Below are 24,102 nucleotides of genomic sequence, written 5' to 3'. Positions count from 1 at the left end.
CAGCCTCCGAATGACGGTGGTTCCGGGCGATCTCACCGGCGGCGACGATCGTACCTCTACACTTGGGAGCGACCGGGAACGGCTTCAAGCTTCGGACACAAATGTCATCGCAACGCAAATCGAACGGAAACGTCAACCGCCGCCGACAAGCGCCTGAAACACCCGCCGTACCTCGCCTTGCGTCTCGCGCAGGCGCGCTTCCAGCGTCGAGAAATCCGGCGTGTCGCCGGCGCGCGCCATGACGCGCAAAAGGTTCTCTCCCGACGTCTCCGGCTTGAATTTGCCGGTGACGCAAAGCCTGAGGATCTGCGTCAGGTCGTGATAGAGCCGCGCCGCCGAACGCAAAATCTCGGCGTCGGATGGCGGCAGCACGCCAAGGCGTGCGGCGTTGTCAAGCACCTGCAGCGTGGAAACGCTGAGGATCTCGGGCTTTTCCGAGGCGTGAACGAGCTGCAAATACTGCGCGATGAAATCGATGTCGACCAGGCCGCCGGCGGCCTGCTTGAGGTTCCAGATGTCGTCCTCGCCCTTCTCCAGCGCAATCGCCCGGCGCATGTCCGCGACGTCGCCGGCGGTCGAGGCCGCATCGCGCGGCCGCGTCAGCACACTGCGGATCGCGTCCTCGATCTCCTTCCGAAACGCCGGCGAAGCCGAGATCACTCGCGCCCGCGTCAGCGCCATGTGCTCCCAGGTCCAGGCTTCGCGTTCCTGATAATCGGAAAAGGAATCGATCCGCGACGCCAGCGGCCCGGCGCGGCCCGACGGCCGCAGCCGCATATCGACTTCATAGAGTACGCCGTAATTGGTCCGCGTCGTGAACGCCGAGATCAGCCGCTGGGTCAGCCGCGTAAAATATTGCGCGCCGTGCAGCGATCGCTCGCCGTCGGAATCGGGATTGTCCGTGTCGAAATCATACAACAGGATCAGGTCGAGATCGGAAGATGCCGTCATCTCGCGGCTGCCGAGCCGGCCCATCGCGAGGATCGCGGTCTCCTGTCCCTTGATGCGGCCGTACTGGGTCGCGAACTGGTCTCTCACCAGGCCATGCACGGTGTGCACAATGCCTTCGGCGACGTCGGCAAAGGCGACGCCAGCGTGCTGGGCGGAAACCGTGCCGGACAGGATCCGCGTGCCGATCAAAAACAGGCTCTCCTGCCCGAACAGCCGCAGGCGATCGAGGAAGTCTTCGTAAGAGTCCGCGTCCTTCAGCGTCGCCGCCAGCCGCGCCGACAATTCCTTCCGGTCCGGCATCGCGCCGAAGAAACGAGGATCGATCAAGCCGTCCATGATCTGCGGCTGGCGCGCCAGCATGTCGCCGAGCCTCGGCGCCGCGCCGAGGATCAAGGCCACCAGCGCGACCAGGTCGCGGTTCTGGCTCAACAGTGAAATCAGCCGGCCGCCGCGCTGCAATGCGCCGAGAAAACGATCGAACGTGGTCACGGCGTCGTCGGGATCTTCGGCATGCGCGAGACCGAGGATCAGGCCGGGCACGAATTCGATGAAGGCAGCCTTGGTCGCCTCGTTGCGGAGCGCGCGATAGTTGCCCTGCATCCAGTGCTGCAGGGTGCCAGCCACCGCGACGGGCTTCTTGAAGCCGAGCATCGTCAGGTGATCGAGCAGACGCGCATCCTCAGGCCCGCCGGCATAATTGAGCTGCGGCAGCTTCACCGTGCCGGTCGGATCGCCCTCGAACAGCTTGCCGTAATGCCCCTGCACGACGTTGAGATGGCCGAGCAAGTCCTTCGCAAAGGCCGCCCGGCTCTCATAGCCGAAGAAGTTCGCAAAACGCTCCACAGCCTCGGCATCTTCGGGCAGTGCATGGGTCTGCTCGTCCGAGATCATCTGCAGCCGGTGCTCGACGCGGCGCAGGAACTCATAGGCCGCGGTCAACTCGTCGTGGGCCTGAAAGCTGATCCAGTTGCTGGTCGCCAGCACCTGCAACGCATGGAGCGTGGGGCGCACCCGCAGTTCCGGATGGCGGCCGCCGGCAATGAGCTGCTGCGTTTGTGCGAAGAACTCGATCTCACGGATGCCGCCGCGGCCGACCTTGACGTTATGACCTTCGACCGCGATCTCGCTCTGGCCGCGATAGGTCTGCATCTGCCGCTTCATGTCGTGGACGTCGGCGAGCGCGGCAAAATCCAGATGCTTGCGCCAGACGAACGGCGACAGTTCCGCGATCAGCGCCTCGCCCGCTTTGGCGTCGCCGGCGCAAACACGCGCCTTGATCATCGCGGCGCGTTCCCAGGTCCGACCTTCCCGCTCGTAATAGTGCAGCGCCGCCTCGGTCGAAATCGCCACCTGCGTCGAGGCTGGATCGGGCCGCAGGCGCAGATCGACGCGAAACACGTAACCCTCGCCGGAGCGTTGCTGCAGCAGGCGGGCGAGCGCCTGCGTCACCCGCACGAAGAACGGCGCCGGCTCGATGTCTGCTACCAGCGAGGTGCGGGCGGGATCGAAAAACACGATCAGGTCGATGTCGCTGGAGTAGTTCAATTCGCCCGCGCCCATCTTGCCCATCGCGAGCACGATCAATCCGCTGTCCTCCTCCGGCCGGTCATGATTGAGCGCGGTCATGCGACCGCGCGTGACCTCCTGACGTAGCAGGAAGCGCAGCGCCGTCTGCACGGACACGGTTGCAAGATCGGTCAGCGCCGCCGTCACCCGCATCACCGGCCAGACCCCGCCGATATCGCACAGCGCGATCAACAACGCGGCCTCCGACTTCATGCGGCGAAGCAGATGCATCACGTCGGCCTCGCCCGCGGCAGCGAGTACGTCGCGCGTGCCTTTCTCGATCAGCGAGTTGAGATGTGGTTCCGGGTCGCATGCCAGCAAACGCAGCAGCCGAGCGGCGTCAGCCCGGATCAAGTCGAACAGGTATGGCGAGAACTCGGCGATGCCAAGCAGGATGGTCCTGGCGAGCGGGCGATCCAGCCACGCCATGATCTCAGCCGATTGCTCCGGCTCCAGTTCGGCGAGCCAGTCTCCCAGGCGTTGTTCGGCGTTACTGCTGGCTGCGACATGCGGCCCGCTGACGAACCGCGCGGCCAAGGCGGAGGAATTCATGCCACCTTCTGTGGCACATCCTGCGTTTGAGCCGCAAGCCTGTTGGCCGCGGCAGATAGCGCCGGGACTACCAGCGTCGCGGTCAGGCCGGGCCGGGAATCGCCGAGCCTGAGTTCGCCACCATGCAAGGTCGCCACTGCGGACGCCAGGCTGAGCCCGAGGCCGGAACCCGGCAGCGTGCGGCTCGCCTCAAGCCGCACGAATCGCTCGACCGCGTGCTTGCGATCGCCTTCGGGAATGCCCGGTCCATGATCGGTGACGCTGAGCAGCACGTGGTCGCCTTCGCGCCGCGCCTCGATCAGTATCTCCCGGGTGCGCGCCGCGGCGGCAGGGTCCAGCGGCTGCACCACCGGCGAGGGCTTGCCGTACTTGATGGCGTTCTCGACCAGATTGGCAAGCGCCTGGCTGATCAGTTCGCGGTTGCCATGCAGCCGCGCGGTCGTGGTTCTGACGCGGAGCGTCATGCCGTCGTCTTCGGCCAGCGGCTCATACAATTCGTGGATGCCCCTGGCGACGTCGGCCGCGTCGAAATCATCCATGTTGCCGCGCGCCTGCCCGGACTCGGCGCGCGCGATCATCAACAGCGCGTTGAAGGTGCGGATTAACCCGTCGGATTCCTCGATGGTCCGCTCCAGCGCTGCGCGGTATTCGGCCTCGCTGCCCGAACTCGCCAGCGCCTCCTCGGCGCGGTTGCGCAAGCGCGTTAGCGGCGTCTTGAGGTCATGGGCAATGTTGTCGGAGACTTCCTTCAGCCCCATCATCAGGGTCTCGATGCGCTCCAACATGGCGTTGAGGTTTTCCGCGAGACGGTCGAGCTCGTCTCCGGAGCGCCCGACTGGCAGCCGCCCCGAGAGATCGCCCGCCATGATGCGCCTTGTGGTGCCGGTCATGGCATCGATCCGCTGCAGCACCCGCCGCGCCACGAAGATGCCACCGCCGATGCCGAGCACGATGACGACCAGCAGTGACCATTGCGCGGCGTTGGCGACGATGCCGAATAGCCGGCGGCGCTCCTCCAGGTCGCGGCCGACCAAGAGACGAAAACCGTTGGTGAGTTCGGTGACGCGCACCAGCGCGCGGTGATCCGCGGTGTCCTGCTCGTCGAGCCGGCGATAGCCGGTCTCCGACCAGCCGGTTGAGGCCATCACACCCGGCGCCAGCGCGCCGACATTGCCGCCGATCGCTTTTCCCTCCGGCGTGGTGACGAGATAGAGGTTGGCGCCCGGCCGCAGCGCCCGATTGCCGAGCGTGAAGACGAGGCCGCGCAGGCCGCGACGCGTGTAGATGTCGGTAATCTCCGCGGTTTCGGCATTCACCGTAGCGGTGATCTGCTCGTTGATCAGCCGTCGCGTATTCCAGGCGAAATAGCCGAGCAGCGACGCCGCAAACAGCGCGAACAAAAACAGATAGACCAGCGTCAGCCGAAACGCCGTCGTGCGGACCAGTTTACCGAAGGCCGTCACGGATCATGTATCCGGCGCCGCGGATCGTGTGCAGCAAGGGCCGATCAAAGCCCTTGTCGATCTTGGAGCGCAGCCGCGAAATGTGCACGTCGATGACATTGGTCTGCGGATCGAAATGATAATCCCAGACGTTTTCCAGAAGCATGGTGCGGGTCACCACCTGGCCGGCATGCTTCATCAGATATTCGAGCAGGCGAAACTCGCGCGGCTGCAGCGTCAGTTCGTCCTTGCCGCGGGCGACACGATGAGAAAGACGGTCGAGCTCGAGATCGCCGACGCGGTAGGTGGTCTCCTCGGCCGGGCCGACATTGCGGCGCGACAGCACTTCGACGCGGGCCTGCAATTCGGCGAATGAATAGGGCTTTGGCAGATAGTCGTCGCCGCCGGCGCGCAGACCCTTGATGCGGTCGTCGACCTGGCCGAGCGCGGAGAGGATCAGAACCGGCGTGCGAATGCCCTTATCGCGCAAGCTCCCGATCACCGACAGTCCGTCGCGCTTGGGCAACATGCGGTCGACCACCAGCACGTCGTAATCGCCGCTCTCGGCCATCGATAGTCCCTCCTCGCCATCGCTGGCGAGATCGGCGACATAGCCGACTTCACGGAACGCCTTGACCAGATAGTCGGCGGACTCGCGGTCGTCTTCGATGATCAATAGGCGCATCTGAGTGACGGGTGTGGGGATTGCTGCGGGGGCGCTCACAGGATTTGGTTCCTCTCACCATGGCGCGGCCGCCCTGCACATGCAAGGCGACCGCGCAGTATCGCAATCAAGTGAAAAGAGCGGGCGATGAGGCTGGGGGACCTCACCGCCCTTAGGCCCTTCCGACGGAGGGGGGCGTATTCCGAAGGAAGGTTGCCAGAGGGAGCGAGTTTTGGACCCGCTCCCCGGAAGGAGACGTCGGCGGGGGCGACGAATGCCGGCGTGACCCTCCATCTCGTATCTAGTCCTCGTTTAGCCCTTCGCCAGCGGCACCGCGACGAAGCGCGACGAACCGCCGCTCTTCACGCGCATGAGAACGCTGTTCTTGTTCTCGGTACGCGCGGCGTCGATTGCCTCACGGACTTCGCTCGGGCTGCCGACGGTCTTGCCGGCGACCTCAAGAATGACGTCGCCTTCCTTGAAGCCGCGCTCGGCCGCCGCACTCTTCGGGTCCACCTCGGTAACCACGACGCCCTCCCTGCCGGCGCCGGCCACGCTGTTGGCGGGTGCCACCGTCAGGCCGAGCTTCGGCACGTCAGTTCCCTTGGTCGCGCCGCCCTTGTCTTCCTTGCCGATGTCGGCCTTGGTCTCGACCGTGTTCGGCAACTGGCCGAGCGTGAGGTTGACGACCTTGTCCTGGCCCTTTTGCAGCACGTTGAGCTTGACCGCGGTGCCGGGTGCGAGACCGCCGATGGTGCGGGCGAGTTCCCTGGCATCCTTGACCGGTTCGCCATTGACGGCGGTGATAACGTCACCGGACTGGATGCCGGCCTTGGCCGCCGGGCCATTCTGCTGCGGTTCCGCCACCAGCGCGCCTTGGGCCTTCTTCATGCCGAGACTGTCGGCGATTTCGGAGGTCACCGGCTGGATCTGGACGCCGATCCACCCGCGGCTGACCGAGCCCTTGTCCTTGAGCTGGGCGACTACCGACTTCACCGTCGAGGCAGGGATCGAGAACGCGATGCCGACGCTGCCGCCGGACGGCGAGTAGATCGCGGTGTTGACGCCCATCACCTCGCCATTGGTGTCGAACGCCGGACCGCCGGAATTACCCTTGTTCACGGGCGCATCGATCTGGATGAAGTCGTCATACGGACCGTTGCCGATGTCGCGGCCGGAGGCCGAGACGATGCCGGCGGTCACGGTGCCGCCGAGGCCGAACGGGTTGCCGACCGCGAGCACCCAGTCGCCGATCCGCGGCTTGCTATCGGACAGCTTGGCGAACGGGAAATCGGAGCGGCCCTCGACCTTGATCAGCGCCAGATCAGTGCGCTGATCGGTGCCGATCACCTTCGCGGTGTAGGTCTTGCCGTCTTCCATCGTGATTTCGACCTTGTCGGCGCCGTCAACCACGTGGTTGTTGGTCACGGCATAGCCGTCAGGCGAGATGAAGAAGCCGGAACCCTGACCCGTGACCGGGCCACGGGGGCCACGTGGTCCGCCACGCAGGCCGGGCGGCAAGCCATCCGGACCGCCGAAGCGGCGGAAGAAGCGCTCCATCGGCGAGCCCGGCGGGAACGGCGAGTCCTCGTCCTTGTTGGCGCTGTCGTCCTTGGAACTCTTGTCGGCGATGTTGATCTTGACCGAAATCACCGACGGCTTCACGCGCTCAACAATGTCGGCGAAACCGATCGGCCGCTCGACCTTGCGAACCTCTGTATTGACCTGCGCTTGCGCCGCGCTGGCAAAGATATCAGCCGGGCCCTGCTGCGGCGAGAAGCCATACACGGCAGCGCCAAGGCCGGCGACGACGGAGGCCATCAGCGCGAATTTGCGGGCGGAGAACAGCGAACGGCGGGCTGCGCCGTTTGACGGTAGCGAGGAAAGATCGACGGGACGTTCGGTCATGTCTGTAAAATCTCCAGAGCGTGAATTCTTCATTCTTCTACGGTGCGGGGGTTGGCACCTGTCACATCGGAAGATGGGGCCTGCCGCCTTACCGCGCGCTGGCTAGGGAATTAAACTTTGGTAATGCGGGGACTTGTGGATGCGGCAGAATATCGCAGGTAAATCAGCCGGTTAAGACGACGCCTGGAAGCTTCTTCGCAACCAGTCGCGAAAGGCGATGAGACCCGGATCGGTTTCGCGGAACGGACGATACACCAGGTACCAAGCCTGTCCCTTGGGAACAGAAATCGCAAATGGCGCAACCAGGCGCCTCATGGCGAGGTCATCTTCCACATACGGTCGCAAGCCGATGGCAACCCCGACGCCATCGAGCGCAGCCTGCAAGGCCATTCCGTAATTGGCAAAGCTTGGGCCGAGCGCTTTGCGGCGCAGTTTGACACCCGCTGCGGCCAGCCATAACGGCCAGTCTTCCGGCGAATGCACGACCTGCAGCAAGTTCTCGTTGGCCAGATCCGACGGCTTGCCAAGCCGCCGTGCCGTCGCGGCGGTGCATACGGGAAAGAGGTCAGCCGAAAACAACGGCTCGGCCGCCAGTCCGGGCCAATCGCCATTGCCGAGCAGGATTCCGCAGGTCCAGTCGTCCTTGAAGGGATTGATCGCGCCACCGGTCGCGAGCCGCACCTCGATGTCGGGATGCGTGCCGTAAAAGCTCGCAAGGCGCGGAATCATCCAGCGCACCGCGAAGGAAGGTCCGACGCCGATCGTCAAGACCGGCGTGGTCCGCATCGCTGCAACCTGCTCGACGCTGGCAGCGATCGAATCGAACGCCGCAGTGAGGCTCGGCTGCAGCGCCTTTGCTTGCGCGGTGAGCGCAAGGCCGTTGGGAAGCCGCTGGAACAGCTCGAGACCGAGCCGGGCCTCGAGCAACCGCACCATGCGGCTCACCGCCGCTTGGGTGACATTCAGTTCCTGGCTCGCACCCACGAAGCTTCCATGGCGCGCCGCGGCCTCGAAGGCACGCAAACCATTCAGCGAAGGCAGACGGCGCATGGGAAGCCAATCCTTAGACTAACTTTTCCTTAGCCTATGGCTGAACTAAACGCGTTTGCGAAGCTCCTGTCAAACGCGCATTGAACGGCATCGGATTCAACCGGACGACGCCCATGCTCAGCCTCCCGCTCGCGGCGGGATTCGCCGCAGCCATCGTATCGACCTCCTTCATCTCCGGCATCTTCGGGATGGCCGGTGGTATGATACTGATGGGAATTTTGCTGATTTTCATGCCTCTTGCGCCGGCCATGATTTTGCACGGCCTGGTGCAGGTGGCCTCGAATGGCTGGCGGGCCTGGCAATGGCGCGCGCATATCGATTGGCGGATCGTTGCCCATTATGCCGCCGGCGCCGTCGTCGCAGCAGCCGCGGTCGGCGCCATGGCGCTTGAGGCGAGCAAGGCGATAGCCCTAATTATCGTTGGCGTGAGCCCCTTCCTGGGACTTCTGCTTCCCGGCCGGCTCGCGCCCGACATTGGAAAGCCCAGCCATGGTCACGGCTGCGGCGCCCTGTGCACCGTGCTGCAGCTCCTGGCCGGGGTTTCCGGTCCCATCCTCGACGTGTTCTTCGTGCGCTCGCCGCTCAACAGCCGGCAACTGATCGCCACCAAGGCCGCCGCGCAAGTGATCGGGCACTTCCTGAAGGCCGCCTATTTCGGCCACCTGCTTGCCGGCGGCGAGACCCTGTCGCCGTTCGCCGTCATCGTGGCGATTCCGCTTGCGATCACCGGAGGATACCTTTCCCGGTTCGTGATCGAGGCGATCAGCGAGACACGATTCCGGACCTGGTCGCGCTACGTGATCGGCGCGGTATCCACCGTCTATCTGATTCAAGGCGTGGTGCTGCTGTGACCTGCGCTGTGCAGATTGACAGAAAACCGGTGTCCTCCCTGCCAATTCACCTCAGGTCTTCATGTCATACGCACCGTCACAATGGAGGTCTCCAATGACTATCGCCATCCGACACATCATCCTGAGCGCCAATGCAACGTTTCTCCTCGCAGCGTCCGCGGGCGGCTTTGCAAGCGACGTGCGCGGAATCTTCTTCGGCCTTGGGCCGGTCGCGCGTGTTGTGGCCGAGGCGCCCTATGCCGGACTTGGCTTTATCGAGGCGCACGGCCTAGCCTTCATCCTGGGCATCCTGATGTGGCGCGCTCAGCCAGCGCGCGGCTGGCACCTCGCGGCTGCAGCCATTCATGTTCTGCTGGGGACCGCCAATCTGATATTCTGGCAGCTCTTCATTGTGTCCGACATGCTGCTGGTCGGTTACGTCACCACGGCGCTGCATGGCCTGTTCGTCGTGCTGCAGATGTCTGCCGCGATCTCGGCCCGGATGCCGGACAGCGCTGCGCTTCACGCCGGTCCGATTTCGTGCGGCTATCGATAGTGGAGACGCCCCATGACCCATGAACAGAAAACCGTTGCGATCGGCGCCGCCAGCGGCGCGCTGACCATGGTGGCTGCAATCGCCGGTATCTCGCTGATCTGGGCGGATACCTCGGCCCTGGCCGATGTCGCCAGTCGGCTTGCCTACGCCCTGAAGGCAAACGCCCTTGCCGCGATTCCGCTGATGGTCGGCACTATCACAGTTGCCAACAACCGCTTCCTCAGCGAAGCGATCGATCCGACACTGCACAAGGAGGATCAGGCGACGCTGGTCAACGGACGTGTGCTCGACAACACGCTGCAGCAATATGTGCTGTTCGTGATCGGCACATTGGCTCTGAGCGTCAGTCTACCGCCGAGCCAGATCAAGGTCATTGCAGCGGCCACAATTGTCTTCATCGTTGCCCGATTTGCATTCTGGATCGGCTACCGGATCCACCCGCTCTATCGGGCGTTCGGCATGGCGGCCACGATGTATCTCAATATCGGCATTCTCGCCTGGGCGGGCTGGAACATCCTGCGGAGCTGAATTGCATCAACTGAATTTTCCGCAGCCGGCGGGTGCCGCGCTCACTTCTTCATCTTCAGCCGCCCCATGAAATCCCTTTTGCCGAGCGGCACGCCGTTGGTGCGCAGGATGTCGTAGGCGGTGGTGGCGTGGAAATAGAAATTCGGCAGCGAGAACGACATCAGGAAGCCCTCTGCGGTGAAGGGCAGCTTGTGATCACCGATGTGAAAGACGACGTCGCGGCCGCCGAGCGCGTTGACTGCCTCCGGAGTCCAGCCCTCCAGAGCCTCGCGGGTTTGCGCGACCAATCCCCGCAATCCCGCATAATCGTACGGCTTGCTGGACGCGGGCGGACGAAACTCTCCGCTTTGCACGCCCTCGATAGCGCCACGCGAATGCTGCGCGACGGAGATGATCTGGAAACGCAGCGGCAGCATGTCGGGTGTCAGACGCGCCTCGACCATGCTATCCGGATCGATGTTCTTTTCGCGGAAATGAACGAGGCCGCGGTCGAGGAAACCGCTGACCGCGCCAAGGGTCTGCAGATAGTTCGCCACGCTGGCGTCGTAGAGTGAAAAGGCCATGTCCGGTTTCCCCTCGTTATGTTTATTTTGACAGGGAAGTCATAGCTGAAGCCTGCCCGCTTGCAACGGTGGGCTTAAGGCTTCTTGTTGTCCGGCGCATCGGCTGCGAGCAAGCGCTCCAGCCTCGCCTCTTCCTCTTCCGTCAGATGCAACAGCGAAGGATCGGTCGCGCTGCCGGTATTCGAACGGCGGCGGCTGTAGAACCAGAGCGCCAGCCCGCCTCCGGCCAACGCGAGCGGCGGCAGCAGCCAGAGCAGCAGCGTATGCGGCGTGAAGCGCGGCTTCAGCAGCACGAACTCGCCATAGCGCGCGACCAGAAAATCGATCACCTGGCTGTCGCTGTCGCCGGAGGCGATCCGCTCGCGCACCAACAGGCGCAGGTCGCGCGCCAGCGGGGCGTCGGAATCGTCGATCGACTGGTTCTGGCACACCATGCAGCGCAGCTCGCGCGACAGGTCGCGAGCTCGCGCCTCCTTTGCCGGATCGGCCATGATCTCGTCGGGCTGCACGGCGTGAGCCGGCCCGCAGAGCGTCGCGGCGACAACCAGCACACATGCTGCAATGAGGCGCTTCAAGGCCCTACTCCGCCGGCTGCAGCGCGCGGGCGGCCTTGGCCGGCTTGGGCGCGCCGACGCGCAGGCGGCGGTCCGAGAGCGACAGCAGACCGCCGAACGCCATCAGGACAGGGCCCCACCAGATCAGGAGCACCAGCGGCTTGTGATAGATGCGCACCGCGATGGCGCCCTCCGCATTGGTGTCGCCGAGCGATACGTAGAGCTGGCTGGCGCCGCGGGTCAGCAGCGCGGCCTCGGTCGTCGACGAGCTCCGCGTGGTGAAGTTGCGCTTCGACGGCATCATCACCTGGAGCGTTTCGCCGTCGAGTGCAACCGTGAACTGCGCGATCATCTCACGGAAGTTCGGTCCCTGCCGTTGCGTGATCTCGTCGAGCTTCAACTGATAGCCGGCGACGCTTGCGACATCGCGCGGCTTCATCGTGCCGATATATTCGCTATTCCAGGTGGTCTCGCAGACGATGCCGATCAGCGCGACGCCAATGCCGGCATGCGCGAACGCCGTGCCCCAGGTCGCGCGCGGTAGCCCACGCGCACGGGCCATCGCGGTGGCCAAGGGGACGCGGAACAGCGCCATGCGTTCGGCAAGATCACTCAAGGCGCCGCCAATCACGAATATCGCGAGCCCAATCGCCAGCGGGGCGAGCGTGGCTCCGCCATGGGTCCATGCAAACAGCACCGCAATCGCGACCAGCGCCGCGATGCCGGCCGCGGTCAGCCGCTGCGCTGCGCCGAGGAGATCGCCGCGCTTCCAGGCCAGCAGCGGCGCAAACGGCATGGCGACAAGGAGCGGCACAAACAGCGGCCCAAAGGTCAGGTTGAAAAACGGTGCGCCGACCGAAATCTTGTCGCCGGTCAGCACTTCCAGCGCCAGCGGATACAGCGTTCCGATGAACACGGTGGCGCAGGCGGAGGTGAGAAAGAGATTGTTGAGCACCAGCGCGCCCTCGCGCGAGACCGGCGCGAACAGCCCGCCCTGCTTCAGTGCCGAGGCGCGCCAGGCATACAGCGTAAGACTGCCGCCGATGAACAGGCACAGGATCAGCAGGATGAACACGCCGCGCGAGGGATCGGTCGCGAACGCGTGCACCGAGGTCAGCACGCCCGAGCGCACCAGGAAGGTGCCAAGCAGCGACAGCGAAAACGTCAGGATCGACAGCAGGATCGTCCAGACCTTCAGCGCGTTGCGCTTTTCCATCACGACGGCGGAATGCAGCAGCGCGGTGCCGGCGAGCCAGGGCATCAGGGAAGCATTCTCGACCGGGTCCCAGAACCACCAGCCGCCCCAGCCCAGCTCGTAATAGGCCCAGTACGAACCCATGGCGATGCCGAGCGTGAGGAATATCCACGCCACGAGCGTCCACGGTCGCACCCAGCGCGCCCAGGCCGCGTCGATCCGGCCTTCGATCAAGGCGGCGATCGCGAACGAGAACGAGATCGAAAATCCGACATAGCCGAGATAGAGCATCGGCGGATGCACGGCCAGCCCAATGTCCTGCAGCACCGGATTGAGGTCACGGCCCTCGATCGGCGGGCTCGCGATGCGCAGGAACGGGTTCGACGTGACCAGGATGAACAGATAGAACGCAGCCGCGATCCAGCCCTGCACGGCCAGCACATGGGCGCGCAGCGACAGCGGCAAATTGCTGCCGAAGGCGGCAACCAGGCCGCCGAACAGCGCCAGGATCGACACCCACAGCAGCATCGATCCTTCGTGATTGCCCCACACGCCGGTGATCTTGTAGAGCAACGGCTTCATCGAGTGCGAATTCTCGAACACGTTGACGACGGAAAAATCCGAGTTGACGTGCAGCATCACCAGGGCCGTGAACGAGGCCGCCACGAACAGCAATTGCGCCAGCGCCGTGGAGCGACCGACGTTCATCAGCGCAGGATCGCCCCAGCGCGCGCCCAGCATCGGAACCGTGGACTGGATCAGCGCAAGTGCGAGCGCCAGCACCAGCGCGTAATGCCCCGCTTCCGCGATCACTTCGCGGTCCCCTGCACCGGCGCAGATGCGGCCGTGGCGCCGGGCTTCGCGCCGTAGTCGTCCTTCCAGTGCCCCTGCTTCTTCAGGGCGTCGGCGACGTCCCTGGGCATATAGGTCTCGTCATGCTTGGCCAGCACGGTATCGGCCTTGAACACGCCTGACGCATCGAGCGCGCCCTCGGCGACGACGCCCTGCCCTTCGCGGAACAGGTCCGGCAACATTCCCTTATAGGCGACGGGCAGCGTGGCGCTGCCGTCGGCGATGCTGAAGTTCACGGCAAGGTTGTCGCCGCGCACCAGCGAGCCCGGCTGCACCAGGCCGCCGAGGCGGAACCGCTTGCCGGGCGGGATATGCTTTTCCGCCGCCATGGTCGGCGTGGAAAAGAACACGATGGAATCGCGCATCGCGTTCAGCACCAGCGCCGCCGCAACCGCAAGCACCGCGAGCGAACCGCCGATCATGGTCAAACGCCGCTGCTTGCGCGTCATCAATATCCCCTGCCTTCGTCTTTGGGTTCCGCCATCCGGCTCTATCCATCAAGCCCGAGATTTTTCAGGCCTTCATTGAGCTGGCGCAAGCGTTCGGCATCGCCCGCGACCGCCTGACGCGCTTCGGTGCGCGCGCTCGTCGCCTTGTCGCGTTCGCCCATCACCATATAGGCCCGCACCAGCCGCAACCAACCCTCGACATCGCTGCCGTCCTGCTTCAGCCGCGCCGCCAGCCGATCGACCATGCCGCGGACCATCGTCCCGCGGTCCGCCTCGTTCATGTCCCTGGCCGCGGCCATCGCATCATCGGAGAGCGCCGGCGCGGCGGGGGCGCCGACCCGGGTCAGCGCCGCCTCGATCAACGCCCGCCACGGCGCGTCGGCCGGCGCCTTTGACAGCATCGCCCGCCAGATCGCCGCAGCATCGGCCTTCCGGCCGTCCTGTTCGGCAGCGAGCCCGAGGAAATAGCTGGCCTTGGGATCGTCGGCGTCTTGCGCGACCGCGCGCTCGAATTCGCCCTTGGCCTCCGCCGTGACGACGCCGCCCGCGCTGCCAACCAGCGCCTCACCGAGATCGGAGCGGCGTTCGGCGCTGTCGCCGGCGTGTTGAATCGCGTTGCGGTAGGCCCGGATCGAGTCATCGAACCGACCGAGCCGCGCCAGCACGGGCGCCAGCACGGTCCAGCCGCGACCATCGGTCGGATTCTTCTCCAGATGCGCTTCGACCTGCGCCACCATGTTTTCGAGCGGCTGGCTGGCGTCCGCCATACGGCTGCGCGAGGCGAGCGGGAAATCACCGAGACGCGGCGATCCAAGCGCGAGGTAGAACGTCACTGCCGCGATCGGCAAACCCACCAGCGCCACGACAGCCGAGGCACGGCGCAGGCCAAGATTGGCGCGCGCCGGCAGGTTGCGCTCCGCGTCCGCGGCGGCGAGCAGGCGGCGGCCGATTTCGACACGCGCCGCCTCGGCTTCGGACAAGCCGATCAACCCGGCTGCGACATCGCGGTCGATCTCGGCGAGCTGATCCTTGTAGACGACCGCCTCGCTGCCGCCGGCCTGCACAGACGAGCCGCGGCTCAATGGCCAGAGCACGGCAAAAATCGCCGCGACCGTCATCAGCGCGAACACAAACCACAGCGTCATCAAGTAGTTCCCGGGGGCGGAACGGCGCCTTCCCAAGCCAGCGCCGATGCGCCGCTTTACACCACCGGCGGCAAGCCCGGCAATTGACAATTGCGGCAGAAAAGCCGGGAGACCGGCTTGCCACAGCCAGCGATCCGGAGTTCCTCGGCACAGTTCGCCCTGGCTTCTCCGCCGGACCGCGGCTCGCAAATCCATCAATGGGAAATTGCAGCGGATCCTGCATGCACCGTCGAGACCTCATACCTCGGCCTATAGCGTTTGCACCAAGACGTAGGCGATGCTACACAATGGGGCTGAGACATTAATTGCGTGCAGAGGCAGATTGATGCGATCCTGGAAAGCATTTCGACGTGGCGCTGTTCCCTCCACCCCTGTCAAAACTCCAGTTGACCCGAAACTTCGCCGCAGCGTTCCGCTTCTGTCACTTCCGCTGCTGTTGCTGTCATTTCCGACCGCCGCCCAGGACGCAACGGAAAGGACAGTGATCGCGGCTGCAGCGCTGCCTCGCGATCTCAGCCCCTGGGGCATGTTCATGCAGGCCGACGTCGTCGTCAAAGCGGTGATGATCGGTCTGGCCTTTGCGACCGCGGTCACCTGGACGGTATGGCTCGCAAAGACGATCGAGCTGATCAAGGCGCGACGGAACGCCCGGCACGCCCTGCGCGAGCTCGCCGACGTCCGGAACGTGGAAGACGCCGTGCGGCAGGTCCCCGAGGGCGCAGTTGCCCAGCTGCTCGAGGGTGCCCTGGCAGAATTGAGATTGAGCACCGATCGAATGGACAAGGAGGGGATCAAGGCAAGGATCGCCTCCCGGCTGCAGCAGATCGAGGCGGCGGCAAGCCGGCGCATCGGACTAGGCACCGGCGTGCTTGCGACCATCGGATCGACCGGCCCCTTCGTCGGACTGTTCGGCACGGTCTGGGGAATTATGAACAGCTTCATCGGAATATCGAAGTCGCAAACCACCAACCTCGCCGTGGTCGCGCCTGGAATTGCCGAGGCACTGCTGGCGACGGCGCTCGGGCTGGTGGCGGCGATTCCCGCCGTCATGATCTACAATCTCTTTGCACGCCAGATCGCTTCCTACCGGGCGCTGCTCGGGGACGGATCCGCAGAGATTACGCGACTGGTCGGCCGCGACCTCGATAGCGGCACCATGCTGGTGCGGCGGCACCTCGCAGCGGCGGAGTAGCAGCCATGGCCGCCAGCCTGAACCAAGGCAACGGCGATCTTGCCGAAGTCCATGAGATCAACGTGACGCCGTTCATCGACGTCATCCTCGTTCTGCTTATCATCTTCATGGTTGCTGCCCCGCTTGCGACCGTCGATATCGCCGTCGATCTTCCGGCGTCGAACGCGCAGCCGCAGCCGCGGCCGGACAAGCCGGTCTATCTGACGGTGAAGCCGGACCTGTCGCTTTCCGTCGGGAACGATACCGTGGAGAGGAGCGCACTGCCCGGCGCGCTCGATGCGAGCACCAGCGGCCAGAAGGACACCCGCATTTTCCTGCGCGCCGACAAGCTCGTCCCCTATGGCGAGGTGATGCAGGTCATGAACATGTTGCGGGCCGCCGGCTACCTCAAGGTAGCCCTGGTCGGAATGGAGCAAGCCTCATCGCCATGATGCAGCTTGCGGCCGAAGATCGTTCTGACCTTCGACGATGGATGTTCAGCAGCCTCGCGGTGCTGTGCGTCTATGCCGGATTGACTGCCACGCTCGCCATCTGGCGCGATGTGGATGACACGGTGGCTGCCGAACCTTCGGGCGCGATCGTGGTCGACCTGGCACCGTTGGCCGCAGCACCAGCGACGACGCCGACCGACATTGCGCCCGGCCCGGAGCAGGCGATGTCGGAGGCGCAGCCGGTGGCGAAGCCCGAGGAGACGCCGCCCGATGAAACGCCCGAGTTGCCGCCCGCTCCCAATCCGGACGCGGCTGTGGCTTTGCAGAGCAAGCCGCAGCCTGACGTGACGCCGCAGCAGCAGGCGGCGGCCGCCACGACATCAGCACCACCCGCGATCAACGAACGGATCGCACCGGTCGCCGTTGCGCCGACCCAGGGTGCGCCGAATGACAAGAATTCGGAGGCCGTCGTGACATGGCGAACCCAGGTCCTTGCTTTGGTTGAAAAGAACAAGCGGTATCCGGAAGCAGCGCGGTCGCGGCGCGAGCAAGGGACGGCGCAGGTGTCGTTTACGCTTGATCGCAAGGGAATGGTTGTCAGCGCGCGTGTAACTCAAAGTTCGGGATCCGGCGCCCTTGACGAGGAAGCGCTCGCGCTCCTCAAGCGCGCGCAGCCCTTCCCTTCGCCGCCCGCAATGTTTCCCGGCGAATTCGTTGTCGTGAGGCAGCCGATCCGCTTCACGGTCAAATAGGGCAGATAGCAAGCGGCATCCGACCGTCTGATCACAACATCAGTTCGTTAGTCCGCGACGATCGCGCCGCCGAACTTGTAGTTCGCCCCGATCCTCACACCATCACTGGTCACCCGCGTGTTGGCGTCAAACGCAACCGCCGTATTGACCGCCACAGGTGGCGTCGAACGCACCGAGCCGAAATCCATGTGGAGATATTCGAGCTTTGCGGTCCAGTTGCCTGTCAGCCGCGTCTCGAAACCGGCGCCGACAGTCCAGCCGAACCGATACAAGTGCCGATCCAGAGACGCGGTGGTTGCGACGCCCGCGTCGTCGAAACCTGCAATAGCCGTTGACGTCGTTATCTTGCCGAACGGAACGCCCGCGGTGGCGTAGGCAAGCAGGTCCGGCGTCACAAGCGTTCCGACGCGGCCGCGAACCGAAGCCACCCACCCCAAGCGATAGTCCAGACTCGCCGTCACGGTGGCATCGAGCGGAGCGAGCGCCGGGTTGCAGATGTTGCCGGGGCAAGCGGTGGCGCTGCTTCCGCGCTGATTGCGGTATTCAAAATCGCCTTCAATGCCTGCCAGCATCCGGCCCGACGTCCAGTTATAGCCAGCCTGTCCGCCAATACTGGCGCTGTCGTGCGTGGACGACAGGCGGGCTCCGGCAAGCGAGGCACCGGTTGCAACGTCGTTGAACGCAGCGTTGGTAACGCCCTCACCCCTCAAATATCCAACATTGCCGCCGGCATAGATGCCCGCCCAGTTCCAGGCCGCCGCTTCGAGCGCGGGGCTCTTGTAGTAGCCGTTGCCGGCCGGCCGTCTCGCCGTGCCAATCCAGGTGCCGGGCGGGCCGCTTGGCCGGTCGACACCGTATTTGACGTTGAGAAACAGCTTGAAGCCACGACCCGGCTGCAGGATCTCGTCCTTGTGGAATTGAACGGAGTTGCGAATGTTGGCGTTGAGCAGATTGTCGCCAACTACCCCGGTCGCGACCTCAACCGCGCCCCACGGCGAATCCTTCCAGAATTTCCGGTGCTCGAGTTGTACTTTCACCAAATCATATCCGGCGGTCGGCGTGTCGAATTGCGGAATGTCGTTCTGCGCAAACGCGTGCAACACGCCGACGCGCGCGAACCAATTGTCGTTGCGCCAGTAGACGCCGCCGCCAAGTCGCATCGGAGGAATGCGCGGCACGTTGCTGCCGTCAGTGAAGGTCGCCCGCACCACATCATATTGGCCATCGAGGCCAAGGGTGCCATTGCCAAGTTGCGCGGCGTCCCACTGCCACGCCAGTTCGCCGCCGCGGAAAGTCGCGTCACGCTGATCGTAGTTGACCTGGATGTAATCGGTGCCGGCGCCGCATGAAGCAAACGTTTCCTGACAAAAGATGCCGGTGGCGCGCGAGAAAATGAACTTGTCGTACGACGTGTAGTAGGCATTCGCGGCGAATCTGAAATCGCCATCCGTACGTTTCAAGCCGATTTCCGCGGTCTGCGCGGTTTCGATTCCGAGGTTCGGGTTGCCGATCTTGAACGTCTTCTCCGAACCGTCGGGACCTTGGGCGAACAGTTCGAGAGCGCGCGGCGCACGTTCGATCCGTTGCAGCGTCAGGCTGGCGACCAGCGAAGATGGAAGATCCTTGATGATGCCGAAGCTGACGCTCTTCGGCATGAAGTCGAGCTTGGCGGCGGCCCTGCCCGGCTCATCCGGTGGTGGGAGAAAATTCGGCGGGAAAGTGAATGCCGTTCCCGCGACATTGACCCCCTCGATGCGACCCGCCAGTTGCGTGCGCAGCGTGTCCGTGTGCCTGACCTCATTGAGAAAGTACGCCGCCGCTGTTCTGGTCTGGGCCGGAAGCAAGATCGCCTGCCCTGCCGTATCGAGTTGCTGGTAGGCGCCTTGCGCGCCAAAAATGCTGGTCAGCGCACCGATTGGCGTGGCGAACGGCGCAAGTTCGAACTCGAGCTTGCCTTCGGTCTGCCGGTTCTTGAAGGTGGCGGTAATCTCCTGGAAGCCGGTTGTGGCTAGCACGGTCTCGTCGTGCCGGTACTCCGAATAACCGGTCCAGTACCTGATCGCGGCAAGCGCGCTTGCGTCCGGGCGATACTCGCCCTTGGAGCTGATCTTGGTTTGCTCGAGGTCGTTGTGCTGGCGGGCTTCCGCGGTCGCAATACCGGGGACGTAGTAGTCGCTGGTGAAACGGGAGACGGCGATGCCGGCATAACCGCCGTCGAAAAGCCAGGAGCCGCCGACCGCCGCGCCTGCGCTTTGCGAAGCGGAATTCGGCTGCTTGCCGTTAAAGGCAGGCGCAGGGATTGGCGGGACCAGATACGGGTAACTCGGGACGCTGTAATCGCCGGAGGAGCGCCCGTAGATGTCGGCATGAACGGCGGCGTTGCGGCCGCCGGCATCCAGCAACAGGCCGCTCTCCCATCCCTTGTTGACGCTCGTCACACCCGACCTCAGTTCCGCAGCCACTCCCCCGAGCGGCGCAGCGGTCGGAATCCGGTTGTTGTTGACATCGACGACGCCGCCAACGGCTTGCGAGCCGAAGCGGAGCGCACCCGGTCCGCGAATGACGTCGACCTTCTGGATGGCGAGAGGGTCGATCGGCACCGCGTGGTCCTGCGCGATGTCCGACACGTCGACCGCACCGACGCCGTTCTCCTGAATGCGGACCTTTGCGTCCGACAGGCCACGCAAGATCGGGCGCGACGATTCGGTGGCAAGCCCCGCCGATGTTGCGCCGGGCATATTGGTGAACAGGCTGCCGAACCCACCGTTGCTGCTGCCGGTCTGGATCTGGTTGCTCCCGATCGTCGACAGCGGCGCGAATGGCGGATTGAAGGGCGACGTGGGCACGGGCGCGGGCGTTGGGCCCGGCAGCGGTGCCGCCACGGTCGTCGAACGCCGACCGGACTCGCTGCGCGCGGCCCGCCGCGCGGGTTTAGGCTGACGCCCCTCGACGGTCACTTGCGGCATGTCGATTTCCGCCGGCGCGCTCGGCGTGGCTTGCGGTCCGGCCGCCGGGGCCGGCGCGGTCTGCGACGGAGCCTGCTCCGCCGGGGCTTGCCCCGCTGCCAGCGGCGCCGGAGCGGCTGGTTCGGCAGACGGCGCGGCCTGGGGCGTCGGTGACGCGGGCGCTGCGGTTTGCGCGAGCGCCGCGGCGTGGCTCAACCAAACCACGGCCAGTGCCGATGTGCCCGCAAGGGCCATTCGCGTCGCGCGCATATTCATCCCCAACCGATCGCGCTTCAGCAACAGCCTGTTTGATAAGCCGCAACACCAAAACGTAGGTAAGGCTACATGTTAATGCTGAGCCGTTAACTGTCAAGATGCTGCGAACGAGTCGCAAATGCCAGGCGCCGGCCTGTTGCAGATCGGCGACAAGCCGCCAACTTGCAATGTGGTCGGCAGCACGCCATGGTCGCGCCTCGTCTGTATGGATTCGCCTGGAAGGTGCAGTGGTGCGCAAGCCCTCGACAAATCGGGCCAAACCGATGACGCCGCTGCCCGCGGAACAAACGCAGGCGCGCCGGTTCGGAAAGGCACGATCGGCGCGATCGACCGCGGTTCTGGAAGACTATGTCGAATTGATCTCCGATCTGCTTGGCACGACCGGCGAGGCGCGCCCGACCGACATCGCGCGCAGGCTGGGCGTATCGCACCCGACGGCGATCGACACCATTGCGCGGTTGAAGCGCGAAGACCTGGTTACGGCCCGCCCCTATCGCGGGGTGTTCCTGACCGAAAAGGGTGAGACCCTCGCCAAGCGCGTCCGCGCCCGTCACCGTCTGGTGGTCGACGTCTTGCTGGCGCTCGGCGTTCCGCAGGAAGCCGCGGAGGCTGATGCCGAGGGCATCGAACATCATGTTTCCGATGTGACGCTGAAGGCCTTCGCCGAATTTCTTCGCGGCGCCAAGGATCGACGCAAGGCATGACGCGATAGATCAGAGGCGGCGCTAGCCGGCCTTGGTCGTCTTACGCTCGCCGGTCATGGCATTTTCGGCCGCCCGGCTCATCAGCGACGCATAGTCATGGCCGAACAGGATTTCGCAGAAGCGGATCGCCGCCTTGGCCTGCATCTGCCGGTAGGCGCGCGCTCTGGTGTCGGCGCCGCGCAGCGCCTGCACCAGGCTCTCGGTTGAATGCTCGACGTAATGCTGCAGGTCGGAATAGGTCCGCAGAGTGACCTCGTTGATGGCGAGTTCGCTGGCATAGGTGCGGCACACCGCCACGAAGTCGATCAGGGCGGCGATCTCTTCGACCTCCGCGGCGTCGATCTTCGGCGCCGAAGCGATATCCTTGTCGGCGCGCTGACGCAGGATGCGGCGGACCCGGCCGGGCACGCTCTCGATCTCCGACTGCAGCGAATTGGAAATATCGGCGCGGATCGACGTGAGCTGGCGGCCCCACGCGGAATCGTTGCGCAGATCGAGCTCGGTGCGCAAGCCCCGCACGCCATCGTGCAGGATTTTCAGTTGATCGCCGACATTGTCGAAATGGCCGCGCCTGATGTCCGTGCGCAGGCAGGCCGTGAGAAACGAGAGATCGTGCAGCGCGATCGTAACGGCGATGCCGTAGGGCGTGGCCGCCACGCGAATCTCGTCGTCGGAGGCCGCCATCCTGACCGCGAGACGGATGATCTGCCACGGCGCCACCAGCCGCTGCATGATCAGCGACAGCGCGAACGGCAGCAATTGCGGCGTCTGCAACGAGGGCACGTTGAGCGCGGACGTCGCCGTCTCGAGCTGGGAGGGCGTCAGCGCCCGAATCTGGCCGGGAAGCCGACTGCCGAGCGTCTCCATCGCCTCACGAGCCCGCAGCACCGCGCCGATCGACAATAAATCCTCGACAACGTTCGGCGGGCCGATGCGCGAGAGCGCGCGATGCCTGTCGTCTCCCTGCACCGGAGTGGCGATCTTGACGATCGCCTCGGCTGCAGCGAGCTGGAATTTACGGGTCGCGGCTTCGAGACCTGCGGTGGAGCCGCTCAGCCTGATCTCGCCGAGTGTCGTTTCGAATGCGCGCACGGCCTCGGGCGCGCCGTCGCGGCCCAGCCATTGCCAAACCGCCAGCAGCGACGCGCGCCGGATCTGCCCGGCGCGCACCGGAAAATTGCCCTCGACGAGAAATGGCTCGAGTGGACCGTACAACAGCCGCGCCGGATCGTCGGTGCGCGGACGCGCCTCGTCGTCTTCCTCGGTCCCGCGCACGACCTTGCGCAATTGCTCGAGCACGAAATTGGCGACGGCGAGGTCTTCCCCGCGCTCGATGGCGCGCTCGAACTCCCGCATCAGCAGCGCCTGCGATTGAGGCGGGAGCTGGGCGAGATAGTCCCTCAGCCGCTCTGTCGATGTCTGGCTCATTCGCCTGGTGTGGATATATTTGTGTCACGCGGACGGCAAAGCGCGTCCACCGCCGATTTTAGAAGTGTGCGCGTTAAGAAGCCGTTTAGGAATAACGAAATCGCCCTGGGCCGTGCCGGATAGCGCCCCTTCAATCCCAGGCAATTCAGCCCGATAGGACGTTCATATCCCCGGCAACACCAGTTCTGCCCGCAGCCCGCCGATCGGGGCGTCGCCCAGGACGAGGCTACCGCCATAGAGGCTGGCGAGATCGATCACGATCGAAAGCCCGAGCCCGGAGCCCGGCTTGGATTCGTCCAGGCGCTGGCCGCGCCGGGACACCTGTGCGCGCTCGGCAGCGGACAATCCGCGGCCATCGTCATCGACGATGATCCGCAGCCGTGGCCCGGTGCCTGATACGACCGGTAATTCCGCGCGCACCTCGATGAATACCTGCGAGGCCGCCCATTTGCAGGCATTGTCGACCAGATTGCCGGCCATCTCCTCAAGATCCTGGCGCTCGCCGCGGAACTTTGCCTGCGGGTCCGCCTTGACCGCGATCGTGACACCACGATCCCGGTGGATCTTTTCCATGGTCCGCCGCAGCGCCTCGATGGCGGGCGCGACCTCGGTGACAGTGCCGACGATGGTGACGCGCGCGGCGATGCGTGCGCGCTCGAGGTGATGCGCGACCTGATCCCGCATCACAAAAGCCTGCTCCAAAACCTTGTTCGCAAAGGGATCCACTGTGTGGGCGGAGGCCTCGTTGACGATCACGGACAGCGGCGTCTTGATGGCATGGGCAAGGTTGCCGACATGGGTGCGGGCGCGCTCGACGATCTCGCGGTTGGCGTCGATCAGGGCGTTGGTCTCGCGCGCCAGCGGCGCGATCTCGACCGGAAATTGGCCCTCAAGCCGTTCGGCGCGTCCGGAGCGGATGTCGGCGATCGATTCCGAAATGCGCTTGAGCGGGGCCAACCCGAAGCGGACCTGGAAGATCGTGGTCAGGAGCAGCACGATGCCGAGCGCTGCAAAAGTGCCGCCGAGGTAATAATCGAAGGCGCGGATTTCGTCGAAAATCTCGGATGCGTCGCCAGCCACGCTGACCAGAAACTTGCCGTCGGCGCCGAGGTCGACCGGCCGTTCGACCACCCTCAGATCCTGGCCCTCCGGACCGTCGACGTAGCCGAGACGGATCCCGGCCGGGGTCAGTTCCGCGCCGATATCCTCGAGCTTCGGCAGCTTCTTGTCCCACAGCGAACGCGAGGCCTTTATTTCGGCCTTCTCGTCGGTCCGGACGATCTGCCAGTACCAGCCGGACAAGGGCAGTTCGAACAGCGGTTCGCCGAGCGACTGGAACTGTTGCTCAGGCGGCTCGTCCGGCGTTGCGACTTCGGCGATCAGGGTGCGGAGGTAGAGGTTGAGGCGGCGATCGAAGGCGCGCTCGGTCGCGTTCCGGTAGACCGACGACAGGATCACGCCGGTGATGACCAGGATCACGACCACCCACGCGGTCGCCGACAGGAACAACCGCGTGGCGAGCGAACTTCCGCGCATCAGAACAAGATCCCGAAAAGCGTATCCCCAGCC

20 protein-coding genes are annotated in these 24,102 nt (G+C 64.7%); 7 read left to right on the top strand and 13 right to left on the bottom strand.

What is annotated here, in order from left to right; all coding sequences use genetic code 11:
• Positions 1-132 precede the first annotated feature (132 nt).
• The 5 genes from V1290_RS31380 to V1290_RS31360 form a co-directional block, all read right to left on the bottom strand.
• Positions 133-3,069: a bifunctional [glutamine synthetase] adenylyltransferase/[glutamine synthetase]-adenylyl-L-tyrosine phosphorylase gene (locus V1290_RS31380; protein WP_334367945.1), complete on the bottom strand. Its 2,937-nt coding sequence runs from the start codon at positions 3,067-3,069 to the stop codon at positions 133-135.
• Positions 3,066-4,532, bottom strand: coding sequence for a sensor histidine kinase (locus tag V1290_RS31375; protein WP_334367944.1), 1,467 nt, complete (start codon positions 4,530-4,532; stop codon positions 3,066-3,068). Before V1290_RS31375 ends, V1290_RS31380 begins: the two co-directional genes overlap by 4 nt.
• Positions 4,516-5,196, bottom strand: a complete 681-nt coding sequence (locus V1290_RS31370) for a response regulator transcription factor (RefSeq protein ID WP_028348885.1) — start codon at positions 5,194-5,196, stop codon at positions 4,516-4,518. The genes V1290_RS31375 and V1290_RS31370 overlap by 17 nt, the downstream gene beginning before the upstream one ends.
• A 291-nt stretch (positions 5,197-5,487) precedes the next feature.
• Entirely contained in the window at positions 5,488-7,083 is a 1,596-nt protein-coding gene (locus V1290_RS31365; RefSeq protein WP_334367943.1) for a Do family serine endopeptidase, read from the bottom strand.
• Positions 7,084-7,254: 171 nt separating this feature from the next.
• Positions 7,255-8,133 carry a LysR substrate-binding domain-containing protein gene (locus tag V1290_RS31360; protein WP_334367942.1) on the bottom strand — a complete coding sequence of 293 codons (879 nt, stop codon included), beginning with the start codon at positions 8,131-8,133 and terminating at the stop codon, positions 7,255-7,257.
• Between the two features lie 113 nt (positions 8,134-8,246).
• Between V1290_RS31360 and V1290_RS31355 the strand changes: the two genes are divergently transcribed.
• The 3 genes from V1290_RS31355 (at position 8,247) to V1290_RS31345 (ending at position 10,047) form a co-directional block, all read left to right on the top strand.
• A complete protein-coding gene (locus tag V1290_RS31355) occupies positions 8,247-8,984 on the top strand; it encodes a TSUP family transporter (RefSeq protein WP_334367941.1) in 738 nt (245 codons plus the stop codon).
• 94 nt (positions 8,985-9,078) lie between these two features.
• On the top strand, positions 9,079-9,519 hold the full coding sequence (locus V1290_RS31350; protein ID WP_334367940.1) for a hypothetical protein: 441 nt from the start codon (positions 9,079-9,081) through the stop codon (positions 9,517-9,519).
• A 12-nt stretch (positions 9,520-9,531) separates the two neighbouring features.
• Positions 9,532-10,047 (top strand): MAPEG family protein, encoded by a 516-nt coding sequence (locus V1290_RS31345; protein ID WP_334367939.1) that lies wholly within the window; start codon positions 9,532-9,534, stop codon positions 10,045-10,047.
• Positions 10,048-10,088: 41 nt separating this feature from the next.
• Here the strand turns inward: V1290_RS31345 and V1290_RS31340 are convergent, their stop codons facing one another.
• From V1290_RS31340 to ccmI, 5 genes are all read right to left on the bottom strand, one after another.
• Positions 10,089-10,610 (bottom strand): DUF1993 domain-containing protein, encoded by a 522-nt coding sequence (locus tag V1290_RS31340; RefSeq protein ID WP_334367938.1) that lies wholly within the window; start codon positions 10,608-10,610, stop codon positions 10,089-10,091.
• Positions 10,611-10,684: 74 nt separating this feature from the next.
• Complete coding sequence (locus V1290_RS31335) at positions 10,685-11,185, bottom strand: cytochrome c-type biogenesis protein (protein WP_334367937.1); 501 nt, start codon at positions 11,183-11,185, stop codon at positions 10,685-10,687.
• A gap of 4 nt (positions 11,186-11,189) precedes the next feature.
• Positions 11,190-13,172 carry a heme lyase CcmF/NrfE family subunit gene (locus V1290_RS31330; RefSeq protein WP_334367936.1) on the bottom strand — a complete coding sequence of 661 codons (1,983 nt, stop codon included), beginning with the start codon at positions 13,170-13,172 and terminating at the stop codon, positions 11,190-11,192.
• The gene (gene ccmE, locus V1290_RS31325; protein WP_057848143.1) at positions 13,169-13,660 is read right to left on the bottom strand and encodes a cytochrome c maturation protein CcmE; all 492 of its coding nucleotides are present in this window, start codon (positions 13,658-13,660) and stop codon (positions 13,169-13,171) included. The genes V1290_RS31330 and ccmE overlap by 4 nt, the downstream gene beginning before the upstream one ends.
• Before the next feature lie 41 nt (positions 13,661-13,701).
• Positions 13,702-14,805 (bottom strand): c-type cytochrome biogenesis protein CcmI, encoded by a 1,104-nt coding sequence (gene ccmI / locus V1290_RS31320; protein ID WP_334367935.1) that lies wholly within the window; start codon positions 14,803-14,805, stop codon positions 13,702-13,704.
• A gap of 325 nt (positions 14,806-15,130) precedes the next feature.
• Between ccmI and exbB the strand changes: the two genes are divergently transcribed.
• From exbB to V1290_RS31305, 3 genes are read left to right on the top strand one after another with little or no spacing between them, the layout of a single operon-like run.
• A complete protein-coding gene (gene exbB / locus V1290_RS31315; RefSeq protein ID WP_442895028.1) occupies positions 15,131-15,997 on the top strand; it encodes a tonB-system energizer ExbB in 867 nt (288 codons plus the stop codon).
• Between the two features lie 5 nt (positions 15,998-16,002).
• On the top strand, positions 16,003-16,428 hold the full coding sequence (gene exbD, locus V1290_RS31310) for a TonB system transport protein ExbD (RefSeq protein WP_334367934.1): 426 nt from the start codon (positions 16,003-16,005) through the stop codon (positions 16,426-16,428).
• Positions 16,429-16,469: 41 nt separating this feature from the next.
• On the top strand, positions 16,470-17,180 hold the full coding sequence (locus V1290_RS31305; RefSeq protein WP_334367933.1) for an energy transducer TonB: 711 nt from the start codon (positions 16,470-16,472) through the stop codon (positions 17,178-17,180).
• Between the two features lie 47 nt (positions 17,181-17,227).
• Here V1290_RS31305 and V1290_RS31300 read toward each other — a convergent pair whose 3' ends face one another.
• Positions 17,228-20,395, bottom strand: coding sequence for a TonB-dependent receptor domain-containing protein (locus tag V1290_RS31300; protein ID WP_334367932.1), 3,168 nt, complete (start codon positions 20,393-20,395; stop codon positions 17,228-17,230).
• Positions 20,396-20,616: 221 nt separating this feature from the next.
• Here V1290_RS31300 and mntR point away from each other — a divergent pair, with 221 nt between their 5' ends.
• The gene (gene mntR, locus V1290_RS31295) at positions 20,617-21,105 is read left to right on the top strand and encodes a manganese-binding transcriptional regulator MntR (protein WP_442893818.1); all 489 of its coding nucleotides are present in this window, start codon (positions 20,617-20,619) and stop codon (positions 21,103-21,105) included.
• Between the two features lie 21 nt (positions 21,106-21,126).
• On the opposite strand, the gene V1290_RS31290 is transcribed toward mntR, so the two are convergent.
• Both V1290_RS31290 and V1290_RS31285 read right to left on the bottom strand, forming a co-directional pair.
• Positions 21,127-22,533, bottom strand: coding sequence for a hypothetical protein (locus V1290_RS31290; protein ID WP_334367930.1), 1,407 nt, complete (start codon positions 22,531-22,533; stop codon positions 21,127-21,129).
• A gap of 162 nt (positions 22,534-22,695) precedes the next feature.
• Positions 22,696-24,069 (bottom strand): ATP-binding protein, encoded by a 1,374-nt coding sequence (locus V1290_RS31285; RefSeq protein ID WP_334367929.1) that lies wholly within the window; start codon positions 24,067-24,069, stop codon positions 22,696-22,698.
• Between the last annotated feature and the right edge of the window lie 33 nt (positions 24,070-24,102).

The sequence above is a fragment of the Bradyrhizobium sp. AZCC 1578 genome, assembly GCF_036924675.1.
In the GTDB taxonomy this organism is placed as follows: domain Bacteria; phylum Pseudomonadota; class Alphaproteobacteria; order Rhizobiales; family Xanthobacteraceae; genus Bradyrhizobium.
The sequence above is the reverse complement of the archived record's forward strand: the minus strand, read 5'-3'. Positions and strand labels throughout refer to the sequence as shown.

Coding starts and splice junctions, on each gene's coding strand:
- V1290_RS31380 (WP_334367945.1), bottom strand. CDS start 3,069: ATGAATTCCTCCGCCTTGGCCGCGCGGTTCGTCAGCGGGCCGCATGTC.
- V1290_RS31370 (WP_028348885.1), bottom strand. CDS start 5,196: ATGCGCCTATTGATCATCGAAGACGACCGCGAGTCCGCCGACTATCTG.
- V1290_RS31365 (WP_334367943.1), bottom strand. CDS start 7,083: ATGACCGAACGTCCCGTCGATCTTTCCTCGCTACCGTCAAACGGCGCA.
- V1290_RS31360 (WP_334367942.1), bottom strand. CDS start 8,133: ATGCGCCGTCTGCCTTCGCTGAATGGTTTGCGTGCCTTCGAGGCCGCG.
- V1290_RS31355 (WP_334367941.1), top strand. CDS start 8,247: ATGCTCAGCCTCCCGCTCGCGGCGGGATTCGCCGCAGCCATCGTATCG.
- V1290_RS31350 (WP_334367940.1), top strand. CDS start 9,079: ATGACTATCGCCATCCGACACATCATCCTGAGCGCCAATGCAACGTTT.
- V1290_RS31345 (WP_334367939.1), top strand. CDS start 9,532: ATGACCCATGAACAGAAAACCGTTGCGATCGGCGCCGCCAGCGGCGCG.
- V1290_RS31340 (WP_334367938.1), bottom strand. CDS start 10,610: ATGGCCTTTTCACTCTACGACGCCAGCGTGGCGAACTATCTGCAGACC.
- ccmE (WP_057848143.1), bottom strand. CDS start 13,660: ATGACGCGCAAGCAGCGGCGTTTGACCATGATCGGCGGTTCGCTCGCG.
- ccmI (WP_334367935.1), bottom strand. CDS start 14,805: ATGACGCTGTGGTTTGTGTTCGCGCTGATGACGGTCGCGGCGATTTTT.
- exbB (WP_442895028.1), top strand. CDS start 15,131: ATGCGATCCTGGAAAGCATTTCGACGTGGCGCTGTTCCCTCCACCCCT.
- exbD (WP_334367934.1), top strand. CDS start 16,003: ATGGCCGCCAGCCTGAACCAAGGCAACGGCGATCTTGCCGAAGTCCAT.
- V1290_RS31305 (WP_334367933.1), top strand. CDS start 16,470: ATGTTCAGCAGCCTCGCGGTGCTGTGCGTCTATGCCGGATTGACTGCC.
- V1290_RS31300 (WP_334367932.1), bottom strand. CDS start 20,395: ATGCGCGCGACGCGAATGGCCCTTGCGGGCACATCGGCACTGGCCGTG.
- V1290_RS31290 (WP_334367930.1), bottom strand. CDS start 22,533: ATGAGCCAGACATCGACAGAGCGGCTGAGGGACTATCTCGCCCAGCTC.
- V1290_RS31285 (WP_334367929.1), bottom strand. CDS start 24,069: ATGCGCGGAAGTTCGCTCGCCACGCGGTTGTTCCTGTCGGCGACCGCG.